17 protein-coding genes are annotated in these 16342 nt (G+C 62.5%); 4 read left to right on the top strand and 13 right to left on the bottom strand.

Going from position 1 to position 16342, the window contains the following annotated elements:
- Positions 1 to 63: 63 nt before the first annotated feature.
- From HU762_RS10690 to HU762_RS10660, 7 genes are read right to left on the bottom strand one after another with little or no spacing between them, the layout of a single operon-like run.
- Entirely contained in the window at positions 64 to 1125 is a 1062-nt protein-coding gene (locus tag HU762_RS10690; RefSeq protein WP_186636361.1) for an ABC transporter substrate-binding protein, read from the bottom strand.
- 18 nt (positions 1126 to 1143) lie between these two features.
- Positions 1144 to 2259 carry an FAD-dependent oxidoreductase gene (locus tag HU762_RS10685; protein ID WP_186636358.1) on the bottom strand — a complete coding sequence of 372 codons (1116 nt, stop codon included), beginning with the start codon at positions 2257 to 2259 and terminating at the stop codon, positions 1144 to 1146.
- Complete coding sequence (locus tag HU762_RS10680) at positions 2256 to 3611, bottom strand: FAD/NAD(P)-binding oxidoreductase (RefSeq protein WP_186636355.1); 1356 nt, start codon at positions 3609 to 3611, stop codon at positions 2256 to 2258. The genes HU762_RS10685 and HU762_RS10680 overlap by 4 nt, the downstream gene beginning before the upstream one ends.
- Positions 3608 to 3898 (bottom strand): (2Fe-2S)-binding protein, encoded by a 291-nt coding sequence (locus HU762_RS10675; RefSeq protein WP_186636352.1) that lies wholly within the window; start codon positions 3896 to 3898, stop codon positions 3608 to 3610. Before HU762_RS10675 ends, HU762_RS10680 begins: the two co-directional genes overlap by 4 nt.
- Before the next feature lie 7 nt (positions 3899 to 3905).
- Positions 3906 to 4700, bottom strand: a complete 795-nt coding sequence (locus tag HU762_RS10670; protein ID WP_186636349.1) for an ABC transporter permease — start codon at positions 4698 to 4700, stop codon at positions 3906 to 3908.
- A gap of 6 nt (positions 4701 to 4706) precedes the next feature.
- Positions 4707 to 5576: an ABC transporter permease gene (locus tag HU762_RS10665; protein ID WP_186636346.1), complete on the bottom strand. Its 870-nt coding sequence runs from the start codon at positions 5574 to 5576 to the stop codon at positions 4707 to 4709.
- Positions 5573 to 6598 carry an ABC transporter ATP-binding protein gene (locus tag HU762_RS10660; protein WP_186636343.1) on the bottom strand — a complete coding sequence of 342 codons (1026 nt, stop codon included), beginning with the start codon at positions 6596 to 6598 and terminating at the stop codon, positions 5573 to 5575. The genes HU762_RS10665 and HU762_RS10660 overlap by 4 nt, the downstream gene beginning before the upstream one ends.
- Before the next feature lie 243 nt (positions 6599 to 6841).
- Here HU762_RS10660 and HU762_RS10655 point away from each other — a divergent pair, with 243 nt between their 5' ends.
- Complete coding sequence (locus tag HU762_RS10655; protein ID WP_186636340.1) at positions 6842 to 7678, top strand: IclR family transcriptional regulator; 837 nt, start codon at positions 6842 to 6844, stop codon at positions 7676 to 7678.
- Positions 7679 to 7693: 15 nt separating this feature from the next.
- Here the strand turns inward: HU762_RS10655 and HU762_RS10650 are convergent, their stop codons facing one another.
- Complete coding sequence (locus tag HU762_RS10650; protein WP_186636337.1) at positions 7694 to 8446, bottom strand: anti-sigma factor; 753 nt, start codon at positions 8444 to 8446, stop codon at positions 7694 to 7696.
- Positions 8443 to 8949, bottom strand: coding sequence for a sigma-70 family RNA polymerase sigma factor (locus tag HU762_RS10645; protein ID WP_186636334.1), 507 nt, complete (start codon positions 8947 to 8949; stop codon positions 8443 to 8445). Before HU762_RS10645 ends, HU762_RS10650 begins: the two co-directional genes overlap by 4 nt.
- A 167-nt stretch (positions 8950 to 9116) precedes the next feature.
- Between HU762_RS10645 and HU762_RS10640 the strand changes: the two genes are divergently transcribed.
- Together HU762_RS10640 and HU762_RS10635 are read left to right on the top strand one after the other, a co-directional pair.
- Positions 9117 to 10199 carry a catalase family peroxidase gene (locus HU762_RS10640; protein ID WP_186636331.1) on the top strand — a complete coding sequence of 361 codons (1083 nt, stop codon included), beginning with the start codon at positions 9117 to 9119 and terminating at the stop codon, positions 10197 to 10199.
- The gene (locus tag HU762_RS10635) at positions 10196 to 10732 is read left to right on the top strand and encodes a cytochrome b (RefSeq protein WP_186636328.1); all 537 of its coding nucleotides are present in this window, start codon (positions 10196 to 10198) and stop codon (positions 10730 to 10732) included. Before HU762_RS10640 ends, HU762_RS10635 begins: the two co-directional genes overlap by 4 nt.
- 48 nt (positions 10733 to 10780) lie before the next feature.
- Here the strand turns inward: HU762_RS10635 and HU762_RS10630 are convergent, their stop codons facing one another.
- Positions 10781 to 11932, bottom strand: a complete 1152-nt coding sequence (locus tag HU762_RS10630; RefSeq protein WP_186636327.1) for a carboxypeptidase family protein — start codon at positions 11930 to 11932, stop codon at positions 10781 to 10783.
- 489 nt (positions 11933 to 12421) lie between these two features.
- The gene (locus HU762_RS10625; RefSeq protein WP_186636852.1) at positions 12422 to 12763 is read right to left on the bottom strand and encodes a DUF3077 domain-containing protein; all 342 of its coding nucleotides are present in this window, start codon (positions 12761 to 12763) and stop codon (positions 12422 to 12424) included.
- Between the two features lie 129 nt (positions 12764 to 12892).
- Here HU762_RS10625 and HU762_RS10620 point away from each other — a divergent pair, with 129 nt between their 5' ends.
- Positions 12893 to 13540 (top strand): S24 family peptidase, encoded by a 648-nt coding sequence (locus HU762_RS10620; protein ID WP_186636324.1) that lies wholly within the window; start codon positions 12893 to 12895, stop codon positions 13538 to 13540.
- Between the two features lie 28 nt (positions 13541 to 13568).
- On the opposite strand, the gene HU762_RS10615 is transcribed toward HU762_RS10620, so the two are convergent.
- Both HU762_RS10615 and HU762_RS10610 read right to left on the bottom strand, forming a co-directional pair.
- Complete coding sequence (locus HU762_RS10615) at positions 13569 to 15518, bottom strand: acetyl/propionyl/methylcrotonyl-CoA carboxylase subunit alpha (RefSeq protein WP_186636321.1); 1950 nt, start codon at positions 15516 to 15518, stop codon at positions 13569 to 13571.
- Positions 15518 to 16333: a gamma-carboxygeranoyl-CoA hydratase gene (locus tag HU762_RS10610; RefSeq protein WP_186636319.1), complete on the bottom strand. Its 816-nt coding sequence runs from the start codon at positions 16331 to 16333 to the stop codon at positions 15518 to 15520. Before HU762_RS10610 ends, HU762_RS10615 begins: the two co-directional genes overlap by 1 nt.
- Positions 16334 to 16342 lie beyond the last annotated feature (9 nt).

Genomic DNA, 16342 nt, shown 5'->3' with positions numbered 1-16342 from the left:
GATGAAACCCTGTGGCGAGGGGATAAATCCCCTCGCCACAGTTCCGCTGAATACCGTTCAGGCCTAGCGCTCGATGCTACGGTTCCACCGGGCATTCCAGGCCGGACGCTGTTCGTTGACCTGATCCCAATCCACCGCGATCGCGGTTTCCAGGTATTGCTTCATTGCTTGCACCTGGCCACCGGTCTTTTCGGTGGTCGGGGTGTTGGGGTTGGAGGGGATCTGGTCACCTTCTTCAAGGGCGATGGCCTGGGCTTCGGGCGTCAGCAGGAAAGCGGCGAGCTTCTGCGCCAATTCAGGTTCGCTGTTTTTCGCAACGGCGCACTCGGCGACGTTCAGCACCACCGCGCCTTCCTTCGGTTGCGCGTACTCCACCGGCATGCCCTTGAGTTTCAACGCGGTCACTTGGGTCGGCGTCAGCGGGAACAGCGCCGCTTCGTCCGTTTGCAGCATTTCGGAAATTTTCGCCGAGCTGGGGATGTACTCCAGCACATTGCGTCCGATCGTGTTCGGCCAAGCCTTGAAGCCTGGCTCGACGTCGGTTTCGCTGCCGCCCTGGATCCGGTTGAACATCAGGAACCCGTGCAGGCCGAAGGTGGACGAAGCCATGGATTGGAACACCACTTTGTCCTTGAAGCGCGGGTCGGCCAAATCCATCCATGAAGTCGGCGCGCTCCAGCCTTTTTCCTTGAACAGCCGCGTGTTGTAGGCCAGCCCGGTGACCCCGAGGCTTACCGCAACGGCCTGATCCTTGATACGCCCCTTGGCCGGAATCTGCGCCAGGGGCGGGCTGTCTTCCAGCTTGTCGCACAGGCCCATGGCGATGGCGCGGTACATGATGCCGTCGTCGAGGAACATCACGTGCATCTGCGGATTGCCTTTGCTCGCCTGGACTTTTGCCAGGATGTCCGCAGAGGTGCCGGGCACGATCACCACTTTGACATTGTTGGCCTTCTCGAAAGCCGGCAAGACCTTGTCGGCATACAGCCGCTCCATGGTGCCGCCGTTCATGCCCAGGTAGAGCGTCGGCTCGGCCAACGCCTGGGTGACCGGGAGCAGGGCGCCCAGGCAAGCGGAACCCAGCGAGCAGAAACCGAACAGTGCACTGCGTTTGACGTTATTCATTGGCGCGACCTTCCTCTATCAAGCAACGGAGATGGAGTGAAACCGGGTGATGGAAAACGCATCCAGCGGCGTGGTTGAGGCGCCGCTGCAGATGATCTCGGCGAGCGCCTGGCCCACCGCCGGGCCGATCTGGAAACCCGCGCCGGCAAAGCCGAACGCGTGCAACAGACCGGGTTGGGTGCTGCTGGGACCGATCACCGGTTGGCGATCGGGTAGATAACCTTCGGTGCCGCTCCAGGTGCGGATCGCCTGGGCGCCTTTGAGGAACGGATAGAGCTCGACGGCTTGGCGCAGGATCTCGACGACGGCGTTCTGGCCGGGGCGGGCACGAGCATCGTCCAAGGCGAAACCCTGACCCCCGCCCAGTACGCAATTGCCACGGGCGACCTGACGCGCATAGATGCCGCCGCCCTCGACGCCGGTGCTGGCGTCCATCACCAAGGGCAGCGGTTCGGTGACCAGCATCGCCGGATGACCGGCGTGCATCGGTACCGCTTCGCCAAACTGCGCGGCGAACCGGCTCGCCCAGGCCCCGGCGCAGTTCAGCAGCCACGGCGCGCGCAGTTCAAGGCCGGTTTCGGTCCGCACGGCAAAGCGCTGGCCGTCGTGCGTAACGCTGCTGACCGGGCATTGTTCGTGAACCTGTGCGCCATGCCGGCGGGCGGCCTGGGCAAACGCCGGCGACACCAGGCGTGGATTGGCGTGGCCGTCGCCAGGGCACAGGGAGGCGCCGACCGCGACGCTGCCGACCCAGGGAAAACGCCTGCGCAGTTCGTCGCGATCCAGCAACTGCAAATCAAGGCCGAAGCCCTGGCTGCTGGCGGCATAGTCGTGCAATGCCCGCAGGTCATCGAGGCTGCGGGCGAGCTTCAGATGGCCGCTGCGCTGATACTCACCGTCGATGCCAATCAGTTGTGGCAATTGGCCCCAGATTTCATGGGCGCGTTGCGACAGCGGCAGCTGCGACAATGGCCGGCCCTGACGTCGCACGCCGCCGTAGTTGACGCCACTCGAATGCGCGCCACAGAAATCCCGCTCCAGCAGCGCCACGCGACGTCCGGCCTTGCTCAGGAACAGTGCCGCCGAGGCGCCGACGATGCCACCGCCGACGATCATCACGTCCACTTCGATCATGGCTCGACCTCCAGGCCAAACGGCACGGGCTTGATCGGTGCCTGCGCGCGCAGGCGACCGATCTGATCGACAGTGCGCGCACTTTCACAAGCGATGATTTCCGCTGCTGCGGCACCGCACATCCGTCCCTGGCAACGGCCCATGCCGACCCGGCAATGGGCCTTGACCCGGTTGATCTCCCAATGGCCTTCGCCGACGACCCGACGAATGTCGCCAACGCTGACTTCTTCGCAGCGGCAGATCATCAGATCGTCGGCGGCACCGCTTGCCCAGTCCTCGGGAAAGGCAAACGCGCGCTCCAGGCCTTGCCGGAAATGGCCGATGCGTTCGAGGGATTGTTCCAATTGCCCGCAACGTTGCGGGTCGATCCGGTAACCGAGGTCTTCGAGCAACGCCAGGGCCGCTCGTTCGCCCGCCATCTCTGCGGCGTCGGCGCCCATGATGCCGGCGCCGTCGCCGGCCAGGTAAACTCCCGCCGCGCTGCTGCGACCCGCGCTGTCGCGTTGCGGCAGCCAGGCGCGATTGAGCGGGCTCCAGGAAAATTCGCAGCCCAGCAGATCGGCCAGTTGGGTTTCGCTGCGCAAGCCATGGGCGAAGGCGACCGCATCGCAATCGAGTACGTGCTGGCCTTTTTTGTTTTGCCATTGCAACGACTGCACTCGACGTTCGCCGTCGATGCGCGAAAGGCTCGCGCCTTGGTGCACAGAGACGCCATGGGCCGTCAGCCAGGCGCGGTAGTAAATCCCCTTGGCCAGGGTCGTCGGTTGAGCGAGCAGGCCGGGCAGGGCGCGGGCCTGGGCGTTGAACGGGGAGCTGTCGAGTACCGCGACCACGTTCGCGCCGGCCTTGGCATATTGGTAAGCCACCAGATACAGCAACGGTCCACTGCCCGCGAACACGATGCGCTCACCGATGGCGCAGCCCTGGAATTTCAGGGCGATCTGCGCCGCGCCCAGGCTGTACACTCCCGGCAGGGTCCAGCCAGGGACCGGCAGGATCCTGTCGGTGGCGCCCGTTGCGACGATCACGCTGGTGTACGCCAGGCGAGCGGCCCGGCCAGCGTGCAAGGTGTCCAGCTGTCCGGCCTCGGCATTCCACACCAAGGTGTCGGGGCGGTAGTCGATCCGTTCGCGCAATTCATCCACGGCTTGGTGAATGGCGCTGGCCTTGCGCGCTTCGAAGCCGTAGAGCTTGGCCGGCGAGCGCTTGAAGTGGGCCGGCTGGCGCCGGTAAATCTGCCCGCCGCCGCGTGCGGCTTCGTCGAGCAGGATCGGGTAGATGCCGTGGCCAACCAGCGTCTGCGCGGCACGGATACCGGCAGGGCCGGCGCCGATGATGGCGATGGATTTCATAGCTGGCGTCCCGGTTCGCGGCTGATCTGCTGGCCGGCTTCGAGCAGGGTCGAACAGGCGCGCACGCGGCGGCCGTCGCCCAATCGGACCCAGCAATCCTGGCAGGCGCCCATCAGGCAGAAACCGGCCCGGGGCTCGGCGCTGAAATCACTGCCGCGCAGGTGTTCGCTGCTGGTTAGCACGGCGGTCAACACGGTATCGCCGAGCAGGCCGCTGGCCGGTTCGCCGTCAAGGGTGAAGTCCAGGGCCGGGCGGTCGCCTTCGGCCAGTCGTTTCAGCAGCGCCATGGTGCCCTCATTGTTTGCCTACCAGGACCCGGTCCAGGCCGTAGACCCGGTCGAGCAGAATCATGGTCAGCGCGGTGAGCCCGATGACCAGCGCCGACACCGCCGCCATCATCGGGTCGATGGATTCGGTGGCGTAGACGTACATGCGCACCGGCAGGGTTTGCGTGGCCGGCGAGGTGACGAAGATCGACAGCGTGACCTCATCGAAACTGTTGATGAACGCCAGCAGCCAACCGCCAGCCACGCCCGGCAGGATCATCGGCAAAGTGATTTCCCTGAACAGCGTGAAACGTCCGGCCCCCAGCGATTGCGCCGCCTGTTCGGCGCTACGATCCAAGCCGATGGCGGAGGCCAGCACCAGGCGCAACACATACGGCGTGATCACCAACACATGGGCGAAGATCAACCAGGCGAAGCTGCCGTTCACGCCCATCAGTGCGAACAACCGCAGCAGCGCCACGCCCAGCACCAGGTGCGGAATGATGATCGGCGAAAGAAACAAACCGTTGAAAAAATCCCGTCCGGGAAACTCCAGCCGGGTGATCGCCAACGCCGCCGGCACCGCGATCAAGGTCGCCAGCGAGGCTGCACAGAACGCCAGGATCAGGCTGTTGTAGAAGGCATCGACGAAGTCCGCGCGCTCGAATACGGCGCGGAACCAGCGCAGGGAAAATTCCGTGGTGGGCAGGCTCAGGGTGTTCTCCGGGGTGAAGGCGACCAGGCAGACCACCACCAGAGGCGCCAGCATGAACATCACCACCAGGGTGTGAAACAACAGGGCGAAAGGACCGTTCCTGGACATGGTGAATTACCCCAATGACTTCTTGTAGCGGCCTTCGATCATGCGGTTCCACGACAACATGATCAGCAGGTTGAGCAGCAACAGCGCGACGGCAATGGCTGCGCCCATGGGCCAGTTGAGCTCCGACAGGTACTGGTCGTAGATCAGCGTGGCGACCATCTTCAAGCGCCGCCCGCCGAGCAGGCCCGGGATGGCGAAGGAACTGGCGGCGAGGCCGAACACGATCAGCGTGCCGGACAACACGCCGGGCATGATCTGCGGGAGCACCACTTTGCGGATCACCGTGAACTGGCTCGCACCGAGGGAGAGCGCGGCTTGTTCGGCAGCCGGGTCGAGCTTTTGCAGCGAGGTCCACACCGGAATGATCATGAACGGCAACATCACGTGCACCAGGGCGATGACCACGGCGAACGGCGTATAAAGAAGCTTCATCGGCGAGCCGCCCAGGGCCTGCAGAGTCTGGTTGACCAGGCCATCGGCACCGAGCAGCAGGCTCCAGCCGAAGGCCCGCACCACCACCGATATCAGCAGCGGCGTAAGGATCAGGATCAGGAAAATCGAACGCCAAGGCGCGCCCATGCGGCTGAGGATGTAGGCCTCGGGTACGCCGATCACCACGCACAAGACGGTGGTCAGCGCGCTGATCCAGAACGTGCGCAGGAAGATTTCATAGAAATACGGGTCGCCCAGCAGGCTGGTGTAATGCTCGAAGGTGTAGGCCTCGCTGTTGATGCCCGAGCCGTAGTCAAAGACATTGAACGACAGCACCAGTGTCAAACCGAGGGGAATCACCAGCAGGCCCAGGTACAAGGCCAGGGCTGGGGCCGACATCAAATAGCCTTGGCGGCCCCGGCGCATCGCGTCGATCAGTTTCATGCCGGCACCTCGTCCACGCTCAGCACCCGCAGCAGCGCAGGATCCCAGTCAAGGCCAACCACGGTGCCTTCGCTCAACGGCGCTGAGCCGTCGTTGCGGCGCACCACGCTGAGCTCGCCCAGTGGCGTGGCAACGCTGTACAGCCATTGGCTGCCGAGGAAAAAGCGGCTGGTGAGGGTGCCTTGCAGTCGGCCCGAACCGGGGGCGCACAGGTCGATTTTTTCCGGACGCAGGCTCAGGGTCAGCTCGCCTTGGCCGGTGCTGCTGACCTGCGCAATTGCGGCGCTGTCACGCGTACCGGGCAGCAGGTTGGCTTTGCCGACGAACCCTGAGATGAACTCGGTGCGAGGGTGTTCATAAAGGGTGTAGGGCGCGTCGATCTGGGTGATGCGCCCAGCCTGCATCACCACGACCCGGTCGCTGATCGACAGCGCCTCGGACTGGTCGTGCGTCACCATCAAGGTGGTAATGCCGACTTCGCGCTGGATGCGGCGGATCTCGAACTGCATTTCTTCGCGCAGGTTGGCGTCAAGGTTGGACAGCGGTTCATCGAGCAGCAGTACCGGCGGTTCGATCACCAACGCCCGGGCCAGTGCCACGCGCTGGCGCTGGCCGCCGGAGAGTTCCCGTGGGTAGCGCTCGGCATGCAGGTCCAGGCGCACCAGCTTGAGCACCCGATCGACCCGCGACTGCAATTGGGCACCGGGTACTTTGCGCATGCGCAAGCCGAAGGCGACGTTGTCCTTGACGGTCATGTGGGGAAACAGAGCGTAGCTTTGGAACACCACGCCCAGGCCTCGGCTGGCGGGTTTGGCGTGGGTGATATCGCGTCCGTCCAGCAGGATACGACCGCTGCTGGCTTCAACGAAGCCGGCGATCATTTGCAAGGTTGTGGTCTTGCCGCAACCAGAGGGGCCCAACAGCGAAACGAATTCACCTTTCTCCACCGAGAGGTTGGTGGCCACCACGGCATCCAAGTCGCCGTAACGTTTGCTCAAGTCTTCAAGTTGCACGAAAGCCATGACTGCGCTCCACCTGAGATTGTTATGCGTCGCCGCAAGGCGCGCTTTTTTATGGGCAGATACGAAAGGGTGCTGCGGGGTGCGTTGGCGCTCGACCTCAAGTCGGCTGCCGCTGTTGTTCGAATCGCCCCTGTATGGACGCAGAGTAGGACGAAGACTAGGATGGGCTCAATGGACTATTTCACTGAAGCGATCACTATTTTCATTTTCATTCGGTGAGTAAATTATCTAACGAGAAAATACATGCTTGATTCCACTGAGCGGAATAACGAAAAAGGTGAAGTCGGTGTCGGCTCGGTCTCGCGGTTGTTTGCCGTGCTGCGCAGCCTCGGGGAGACCGTTGAAGGCGGGGAGCGGGTGACGCAACTGGCCCAGCGCATCGGCTTGTCACAACCGACCACGCACCGCTTGCTGCGCAGCCTGATGGACGAAGGCATGGTCGAGCAGGATGCGCGCAGCAAACGGTATCGCCTGAGCCTGGACTTCTTCGCCCTGGCGGCCCGTGCGGGCAACACCGGCAACCTGCGCGAACTGGCCAGGCCTGCCATGTTGCGGCTGTCGGCGTCATTGGGGGATTCGTTGTTTCTGCTGGCGCGCTGCGGCTTCGATGCGATTTGCCTGGATCGCAGTGAAGGTCCGTTTCCGATCCGCACCTTCACGGGCGACATCGGCGGTCGAGTGGCCTTGGGCGTGGGGCAAGGCAGCCTGGCGATCCTGGCGTTCCTGCCGGAGGAGGAACGCGAAACGGTGATCCATTACAACCTGCCGCGACTCAAGGATTTTCATTTGTACGATGAAGTCTTCCTGCGCACGGAAGTCGAGAACGTCCGCACGCTGGGTTACGCCGGGCGCAACACCGGCGTGCTGCAGGGCATGGCCGGGGTGGCGGTGCCCATCCTCGATCGTGAAGGCCGGGCCGTTGCAGCGTTGAGTGTGGCGACGATCAGCGACCGGCTCGGGCCGGATCGCCTGCCGACGGTGGTGGAGATGCTCAAGCGCGAAGCCGCCGTGATCGGGCCGCGAATCAACCCCTTCGACCCACTGCTGCGCAGGCCTTCGCAGGTGTTCAGGCAGGCGTAAGTCGCGGTTCTGAACTCAGAAGTCCAGCGTCTGCTTGAGCTTCTGCGCGGCGGGCGTATCGCTGGGGATGACTATCGCGTAGTTGTACCCCGGGCCGGACCAGTATTGCGCCTGCAATTCGCCGTCGCGCCGACTGCCACGGGGCAGCAGGAAGTTTTTCGGGCCTGGTGGGCGCACGTAGAAGCTGATCTTCTGGCCGCTCGGGTCCTGATAAATCACCATCGCCGCCGCGCCTTGTTCGGTGCTGAGCAATCGCCCGCTGACCGGCTTGAAGCCCGCTGCCGAGAGGTCCGGCAGGCGATCAGCCTGGGTGAAGTAACGGTCGAGCCAGCCCTGCATGCTCTGTTCGTCGCCCGTCTGGTAATCGGCTGGGAGGATGCCCTGCTGGGCGATCAACCGATATGCCTGCAAGGCGTCAGCCATAGGCGCGGCGGCGCTCAGCAGAGTCATTTGCCGTGCCTGCCAGCCACCGAATCCGCCCACCCCGACGGCCAGCACCAGCACTGCCGCGCTGGCGAGGTGGCGACGGGCGCGATGCTTCAGGCGTTGACGGATGATCGCCGGGTCCAAGTCTGGATTGGGTGGCTGTTGCAAGGCTGCGCTCAGGGTCGCGCGCAAGTGTTGCGCGTCCTGTTGCCAGGCCTGCACGCGCTTGGCGGCAGCGGGGTTTGCGGCCAGGTAGGTTTCCACTCGCCGCTGGTCGTCCTCGTTCAATTGATGATCGACGTAGGCGTGCAGGTCGTTGTCACTGGGAGGCATGCTGATCATTTGAGTATCCGCAGGGCAGGGCGGGCAATTTCGCCTTCGCTGAGTTGACGCAACTTCTGGCGGGCGCGGGACAGGCGCGACATCACGGTGCCGGTCGGCACGCCGAGGATGTCGGCGACTTGCTGGTAGCTCAAGCCTTCCACCGACACCCACAACAGCAGCGCGCGCTGTTCGGTGGGCAGTTGATCGAAAGCCTGGAGTGACGATTGGGCGATAACGCTGCGTTCGGCCGAAGGATGTGCCTCGTCGCGGCCGGTGAAGAATTCCAGCATGCGCGCGTAACGTCGGGAGCGGCGGTGGGCATCGAGGAATTGCCGATAAAGAATCGAAAACAGCCAGGCTCGAAGGTCGCCGTCCGGGCGCTTGTCGTTCCACTTTGACAAGGCCCGTTCCAGGCACGCCTGCACCAGGTCATCGGCATTGCTGGGATTGCGCGTCAGGGACACGGCAAAGCGTCTCAGCCGTGGGATGAGCAGGCGCAACTGGTCGTCGAGTTCATTCATGGGCGTGCGGCTTCGTTGGGCAGTCACTGTGTGGGGACTGGAAAGACGATCCAGCCGCGAGATTATTCCAGCGCAGGAAAAATAAATACGGAGCGTGGGAATAAACCCGTCGGGCTTTCGTCTGACGGGTCTTGTCCATAAACGGCCTTGTGCCATGGAGTCTGCAAATGGTTGACCCTTCCTCCGAACCGAGTCGGCCGCCATTGAGCGGCGCCAGCCTGACACTGCGCCTGACGGGCATTGCGCTGGTCGTTGCCGCGCTGGCCGGGGCGTTTGCCTACGTCAATGGCACCCTCGACCCACAACGCCTGACGCCCAAGGCTTTGGTCAACGTCTTGGAAACGAACAATGGGGTTCATCCGGGCTTTCGGCGCAATCACTCCAAAGGCGTCTGTGTTGCCGGTTATTTTGAAAGCAGCGGCGAGGCGCGCACTTACTCCAGCGCACGCGTGTTCAATGATGCGCGGACGCCTGTGGTCGGCCGTTTTGCATTGCCCAGCGGCAATCCTTACGCACCGGACGGCAGCGTGCCGATCCGCAGCCTGGCGCTGCGTTTTACCCAGGCCGACGGTCAGCAATGGCGCACGGGTATGAACAGCATGCCGGTGTTCCCCGTGGGAACGCCCCAGGCTTTCTACCAGTTGCAACAGGCTCAATCGCCAGACCCGGCCACGGGGAAACCGAACCCGGCAGCCGTGCCCGCGTTTTTTGCCGCGCACCCTGAGGCGATGCCGTTCCTGCAATGGGTCAAGACCGCGAAACCCTCGGCCAGCTACGCCACCGAAACCTATAACGGCATCAACGCATTCTATCTGGTCAACCCTAAAGGTGAGCGCCAGGCCGTGCGCTGGGGTGTGCAGCCGATGAGCCAGGATGCTGCAGATGCGGCGCCTCCCCAAGGCGCCGATTTCCTTGAACAGGACCTGACGAAACGCTTGGCGGCCGGACCACTGCGCTGGCAGTTGAACATCACCTTGGCCAACCCGGGCGATCCGGTCGACGACGCCAGCAAGGTCTGGCCTGATGACCGCAAGGTGATCAATGCCGGCACCTTGGTGCTGGAGCGTGCCCAGGCGCAGGACAAGGGTGAATGCCGCGACATCAACTACGACCCGTTGATTCTGCCCAAGGGCATCGAAGGCTCTGACGACCCGTTGCTGGCCGCGCGCTCGGCTGCCTATGCCAGTTCTTATCTGCGACGTACCAGCGAAGTCGGCCAACTGCCCGCCGCCCAGGAGTCCCGCCAATGAACGCCCCCCGACATTTCACAGCGCTGGCCCGGCTGCTGCATTGGCTGATGGCCTTGATGATTATCGCGATGTTGTTCATCGGCGCAGGCATGGTTGCCTCGGTGTCCGAGCGCCATGAATGGCTGCTGCAATTGCACAAACCCTTGGGCATCGCGATTCTGCTGTTGGTGATGGTGCGCCTGGTGGTGCGCTTCACCACACGCACGCCGCCGCTTCCGGCTGATCTGCCGGGCTGGCAGGCGTTGGCGGCCAAGGCTTCGCATGTCTTGCTGTACGCGTTGATGCTGATTCTGCCGCTGTTGGGCTGGAGCATGATTTCGGCAGCGGGAGATCCGGTGATGCTCAGCGAATCGCTTCGGTTGCCCTCCATCCTGCCAGCGGATGCCCAGACCTTTGCGTTGTTGCGCAAGGCCCATGGTTACCTGGCGTATCTGCTGTTCCTGACGGTGCTGGTGCACCTGGCGGCGGCACTTTTTCACGGCTGGGTGCGCCGGGATGAGGTGTTGGACAGCATGTTGCGCGGCAAGAGCTGACGCATGATCCGTGGCGAGGGAGCCCGCTCCCGCGCCACGGGGATCGAATCAGCGCAATTCGTCGACCATGTCCTCGATTGTGCTCAAGACATCCTTGCCCAGCTGCATCGATCGCTTGCCGGACCAACCGGTGCGTGGGTTCGGGTGATCGTCGTGGTCCTTGAACGGCATTTCCAAGGTCAGGGACAGGCAGTCGTACTTTTGGCCGACGGCATTGCAGGCCAGGGTCATGTTGGCCTGGCCCGGTTCGTCGCGTGTGTAGCCGTGGGTGGTCTGGAAGTCTTTGGTCTGGCGCTTGAGATGGCTGCGAAAGCGCTCTTCGAGCCCGGCGATGCGTGGCGTATAGCCTGGGTTGCCTTCACAACCGGCGGTGAAGACGTGGGGAATTTCTTCATCGCCATGAACGTCGAGGAACAGGTCGACGCCGTACTTTTCCATCTGCTGCTGTACGAAAAACACCTCGGGGCTGGTTTCCGGATTGGCGTTCTGCCACGCCCGGTTGAGGTCCTGGCCCTTGGCATTGGTGCGCAGATGACCGTGGAAAGCGCCATCCGGGTTCATGTTCGGCACCAGGTACAGATCGGCCTTGGCCAGCAACCGGTTCAGTTGCGCATCGTCCTGATGCTGGAGGCGTTCGATGACGCCCTCCATGAACCACTCGGCCATGTGCTCGCCGGGATGCTGTTGGGCGATGATCCAGACTTTGCGCCGGCCTTCGGTACCGCTGCCTTTGCGCAGTAATTGAATATCGCGCCCTTCGACGCTTTTACCCGTTGCCAACAGCTCGGTGCCGGCCTTGTGCAGGGCCTGTTCGATCAGCCAGTCGTGACGCCCGCGGCTGTAGGGTTCGAAGTAGGCAAACCAGGCGTGCGGCTGTTCGGCTTCCAAGTGGAAGCGCAGGGCGTCGCCCTCGAATTGGGTAGGAATACGGAACCAGTTGACGTGATCGTAGGAAGCGACGGCCTGGTAGCCGGTCCATGCCTGGTTGTAGGCCGATTGACTGGCATTGAGCAGGCGAAAGGAATATTCCTGGCCGACATGCAAGCCGCTGGCCTTGAAGTGGAACCACTGGAAATGCGTGCTGCGGGTGTCGGGCCTGATCTTCAGCAGCGATTGCAACGGGTTGCTGATGTCCACGACCTCAATGTTGCCACTGTCGAAATTGGCGCTGATATCAAACGAGGATTTTGCCACGGTCACGATTCCTGCAGAGGATGTTCATGGCCGTTACTTTACACGCTGGGAAAGGAAAACCGGGACGATTTGCACGTTGGCACGAGGGGGCGTCCTCTCTGGACGCGAAGCCAGATTAGAGCGTCCTTGATTGATTCTCAAGTGCTGCCTGTCGATCATCAACGCGTAGGCGGTGCAGGGACTTTTGTTATTGAATGTTCGTTTGCTATCATCGCCGCCATCGAATTTAGCGACAGCTGAAGACTTCATTAGCCTGAAGACATAAGCCGAAAAATCGGCAAAAAAAGACCCGGCAAAAAGCCGGGTCAAAAACCGTGATTAGCCTGATGAGGAGATATTCCAGAAGTCCGACCTAAGGTCTTCTGGCCTATCGACTGATCTCGCGACCAGCTGATGCAATAATAATCATTATCATTTGCAAGTCAAATGGTTTTATAGCATCGATTGAAAATTATTTTCCGTGCCCACGTTCGTGGCGCCCGGTCCTGGCGGCACCTAGCGAGCAGCGTAACCGTCCAACGAGCGGTCAAGCATGACCTTGACCAGATCAATCATATGCACCACCGAAAACGCCAGGTCGCGGCTCGAACCCGTGAGTTGGCGGGCGGATTCGTTCGCGGTGGCGGCGGCGCAGCGCAGTAGGTCGCAGGCATGCACCAAGGCCTCTTCGCCGCTGATGTTACGGTTGACGTCGAAGAAGCGATGTTCGGCCTGGGCGTCGGTAATACTCGGTTTCAAGTAGTAATCCAAGGCGCGTTGAGCCGCTGGGCAATCCTGAAAAGAGGGGAATGTGCCGTCGGAAGGTATTGTGGGCTCGTTTTTGTTGGGCGTTTCCATGGTGTCGAGTTTCTCCGTGCAAGGTTTGGAATCCTGAGCCCAGCTTAATACGCGACGTAATTGTGACGATAAATTAAATACTACAATTCGTGTTTTGATGGGCGTGGCCATCCACGTATCGTGCCGCTCATGGATAAATGGATAGAGTTGGTCAAGGCCAAGATGAAGGAGCTGCACATCACGCAGGTGGTGCTTGCAGAACGTTTGGGAATGTCCCAGGGCGGTGTCGGCCATTGGCTGACCAAGCGCCGGCAACCCAGTCTTGAGGACATGAACAGGGTGCTGCAGGAATTGGGACTGGAGTTCCTCGAGGTGGCAATGGTCATCCGCGAGCCGGATACCTCCACCGACGAAGGCATGGCCCTGGCGCAGAAGTACAACCCGTACTTCCGCTACCCAGTCAGCGACTGGCGCGACATCACTGTCGTTCGCGAAGGTGATCAGGCTGACTACGGACAGTCCCGCTACGAACTGACGGACTACCATGCCAAAGGCGATGCATTCTGGCTGGTGGTGGTGGGCGACGCGATGACCGCGCCGAGCGGGCTGAGTATTCCCGAGGGCATGTCGATCCTGGTCGACCCGGCCATTGAAGCGGCGCCCGGTAAATTGGTCGTCGCTCAATTGCCCGGAAGCAGCGATGCGACCTTTCGCAAATTGATCGAAGAGAGCGGTCAGCGTTACCTGGTCCCGCTCAATCCTACTTACCCGAAAACCCTTTACACCGAGCAATGCCGCATCATCGGCGTGGTCGTGCAAGCCACCATCAGGTTCTGACTGGATCGGCCCGGGAACGGGCCGATGCCTATTCCTCGAGCGCCACCAGCGCGCTGCCTTCGCTGACCATTTCGCCTTCCTGGCAATACAGCGCCTTGACGATGCCGGCCTTGGGCGCACGGATGCTGTGTTCCATCTTCATCGCTTCCAGCACCACCAGTTGCGCGCCAGCCTCCACCGCCTGGCCGGCACTCACCAATACCCGAACGATGCTGCCATTCATCGGCGCGACCAGGCCGCCCTGATGACTGTGGCTTGCTTCGGCCGCGGCCAATGGGTCATAGGCATCGACTCGATGCAAGTCGCCTTTCCACCGCAGGTACAGACTGTCGCCCTGGCGAATGGCGCGATGGCTGCGACGCAGGCCGTTGTGCTCGATGACCAGATGCTCATTCCCGAGTTCGGCGCAACGGGCGGTAACGTCCAATGTCACAACGCGATCCTGGCCGTCGCAGCTCAAGTGCAGAGTGATTTCCCCAGGCAGCCCCAGACGCAGCCCGGCGGTATCGGCCCAGGGGGAATTGGCATCATCGGCTCGGACACGTGGCGTCAGGCTCAAGGCGAAGCCCTGGGCCGCTGCGTGCCAGAAGTCGTCGTCCAGTTCGCCAGGTTCTGGCAGTAATTGCGCCTGGTAGCGTGGGATAAATCCCGTGTCCAGCTCCGCCGCCGCGAAAGCGGGGTGAGCGATGATGCGACGAAGAAAGCCGATATTGGTTTTCAGCCCGCCAATAGCGAACTCGTCGAGCATCGCCAGCAGCCGCAAGCGCGCCTGTTCGCGGTTCTCGCCCCAGGCGATCAGCTTGCCGAGCATCGGGTCGTAGAACGGCGAAATCTCGTCGCCTTCTGCAATCCCGCTGTCGACCCGCCGGCCTTCTCCTTTGGCGGACTCCCGATACAGCGACAAGCGCCCGGTGGCTGGCAGGAAGTCGTTGGCAGGGTCTTCGGCGTACAGCCGTACCTCAATGGCATGGCCGCGCAACGGCACTTGTTCCTGAGTAATGGGCAGCGGCTCACCCTGGGCGACGCGGATTTGCCAGGCCACCAGGTCCAGCCCGGTGATGGCTTCGGTGACGGGATGCTCCACCTGCAGCCGGGTGTTCATCTCCATGAAGAAAAATTCGCCCCGCGAATCCAGCAGGAACTCCACCGTGCCCGCCCCGACATAGCCGATTGCCTGGGCGGCACGCACGGCGGCTTCGCCCATCGCCCTGCGCGTCTGCGCACTCAGCCCGGGAGCCGGTGCTTCCTCCACGACTTTTTGATGCCGACGCTGGATCGAGCAATCGCGTTCATTCAGGTACAGGCAGTTGCCGTGCTGGTCGGCGAACACCTGGATCTCCACGTGACGCGGCTTGAGCAGGTATTTTTCCACCAGCATCCGGGCATCGCCGAACGAAGATTGCGCTTCACGCTGGGCTGAGGCCAATGCTTCGGCCAGCTGGCTGACGTCCTCGACGACCTTCATGCCTTTACCGCCGCCGCCTGCGGTAGCCTTGAGCAGTACCGGGTAGCCGATGCGCTGGGCGGCATCGCGGAATGTGTCCAGGTCCTGGGCTTCACCGTGATAGCCGGGCACCAGCGGCACGCCAGCGGTTTCCATCAAGGCCTTGGCCGCGGATTTGCTGCCCATGGCGTCGATGGCCGAGGCGGGCGGGCCAAGGAAGATCAGCCCGGCTGTTTCGATAGCCCTGGCAAACGCGGCGTTCTCCGAGAGAAAACCGTAGCCTGGATGAATCGCCTGGGCGCCACTGGCCTGGGCCGCGGCGATCAGCTTGTCGATTTGCAGGTAGCTGTCGGCGGCCTTGCTGCCACCGAGGTCGACGCGGATGTCAGCTTCGCGGCTATGCCGTGCGTCACGGTCGGTGGCGCTGTGCACGGCGACGGTGGTCAGGCCCATGGCCTTGGCGGTGCGCATGACGCGGCAAGCGATCTCACCGCGGTTGGCGACCAGTAGCGTGGTGAGGACAGGGGCGCTCATCAACGCGGCTCCTTGTTGGTTGGCTCGGGTTGCCAGTTCGGCGCGCGCTTTTGCAGGAAGGCTCGCAGACCCTCCTGGCCTTCGGCGCTGACACGTATCCGGGCGATGGCGTTTTCGGTGTAGCGTCGCAACGCCGGGGTGAGTGCGCCGTTGCCGACTTCGCGCAACAGTTCCTTGCTGGCGCGCATCGCCGCCGGGCTGTTGAGAAGCAGGTTGTCGATCCATTGCCCGAGCTGACTGTCCAGCGCCTCGGCCGGGTAACTTTCCGACAATAAACCGATCTCCTTCGCACGTTGTCCGCCGAAGCGTTCCGCCGTCAGGGCATAACGTCGTGCGGCCCGTTCGCCGATGGCTTGCACCACGAAAGGGCTGATTACCGCAGGCGCCAGGCCAATGCGCACTTCGGACAGGCAGAACTGCGCTTCGTCGGTGCCGATGGCCATGTCGCAGGCGCTGATCAGACCCAACGCGCCACCAAACGCTGCGCCCTGGACCACGGCGAGCGTCGGAATCTTCAACTTGGCGAGGTTGTACATCAACTCCGCCAGCTCCCGGGCGTCGTCGAGATTGGTGTGATAATCAAGTTCGGCGGACTGTTGCATCCAGGCCAGGTCAGCGCCGGCGCTGAAGTGTTTACCCCGGCCACGGATCAACAGGAAACGCAGGTTCGAATCGCCGCCGACCTGGTCCAGGGCGAGGATCAACTCACGGATCATTTCGGCGTTGAACGCGTTGTTCTTCGACTCGCGGCTGAGCCACAAGGTGGCGAATCCGCGCGGGTCGGTGTGCAGTTCGAGCGTGTTGTACTGGTTCATGGGTGTTTC

This window comes from Pseudomonas sp. SWRI92 (assembly GCF_014268685.1).
Taxonomy (GTDB): Bacteria; Pseudomonadota; Gammaproteobacteria; order Pseudomonadales; family Pseudomonadaceae; genus Aquipseudomonas; species Aquipseudomonas marvdashtae.
The sequence above is the reverse complement of the archived record's forward strand: the minus strand, read 5'-3'. Positions and strand labels throughout refer to the sequence as shown.

Coding starts and splice junctions, on each gene's coding strand:
- HU762_RS10690 (WP_186636361.1), bottom strand. CDS start 1,125: ATGAATAACGTCAAACGCAGTGCACTGTTCGGTTTCTGCTCGCTGGGT.
- HU762_RS10685 (WP_186636358.1), bottom strand. CDS start 2,259: ATGATCGAAGTGGACGTGATGATCGTCGGCGGTGGCATCGTCGGCGCC.
- HU762_RS10680 (WP_186636355.1), bottom strand. CDS start 3,611: ATGAAATCCATCGCCATCATCGGCGCCGGCCCTGCCGGTATCCGTGCC.
- HU762_RS10675 (WP_186636352.1), bottom strand. CDS start 3,898: ATGGCGCTGCTGAAACGACTGGCCGAAGGCGACCGCCCGGCCCTGGAC.
- HU762_RS10670 (WP_186636349.1), bottom strand. CDS start 4,700: ATGTCCAGGAACGGTCCTTTCGCCCTGTTGTTTCACACCCTGGTGGTG.
- HU762_RS10665 (WP_186636346.1), bottom strand. CDS start 5,576: ATGAAACTGATCGACGCGATGCGCCGGGGCCGCCAAGGCTATTTGATG.
- HU762_RS10660 (WP_186636343.1), bottom strand. CDS start 6,598: ATGGCTTTCGTGCAACTTGAAGACTTGAGCAAACGTTACGGCGACTTG.
- HU762_RS10655 (WP_186636340.1), top strand. CDS start 6,842: ATGCTTGATTCCACTGAGCGGAATAACGAAAAAGGTGAAGTCGGTGTC.
- HU762_RS10650 (WP_186636337.1), bottom strand. CDS start 8,446: ATGATCAGCATGCCTCCCAGTGACAACGACCTGCACGCCTACGTCGAT.
- HU762_RS10645 (WP_186636334.1), bottom strand. CDS start 8,949: ATGAATGAACTCGACGACCAGTTGCGCCTGCTCATCCCACGGCTGAGA.
- HU762_RS10640 (WP_186636331.1), top strand. CDS start 9,117: ATGGTTGACCCTTCCTCCGAACCGAGTCGGCCGCCATTGAGCGGCGCC.
- HU762_RS10635 (WP_186636328.1), top strand. CDS start 10,196: ATGAACGCCCCCCGACATTTCACAGCGCTGGCCCGGCTGCTGCATTGG.
- HU762_RS10625 (WP_186636852.1), bottom strand. CDS start 12,763: ATGGAAACGCCCAACAAAAACGAGCCCACAATACCTTCCGACGGCACA.
- HU762_RS10620 (WP_186636324.1), top strand. CDS start 12,893: ATGGATAAATGGATAGAGTTGGTCAAGGCCAAGATGAAGGAGCTGCAC.
- HU762_RS10615 (WP_186636321.1), bottom strand. CDS start 15,518: ATGAGCGCCCCTGTCCTCACCACGCTACTGGTCGCCAACCGCGGTGAG.
- HU762_RS10610 (WP_186636319.1), bottom strand. CDS start 16,333: ATGAACCAGTACAACACGCTCGAACTGCACACCGACCCGCGCGGATTC.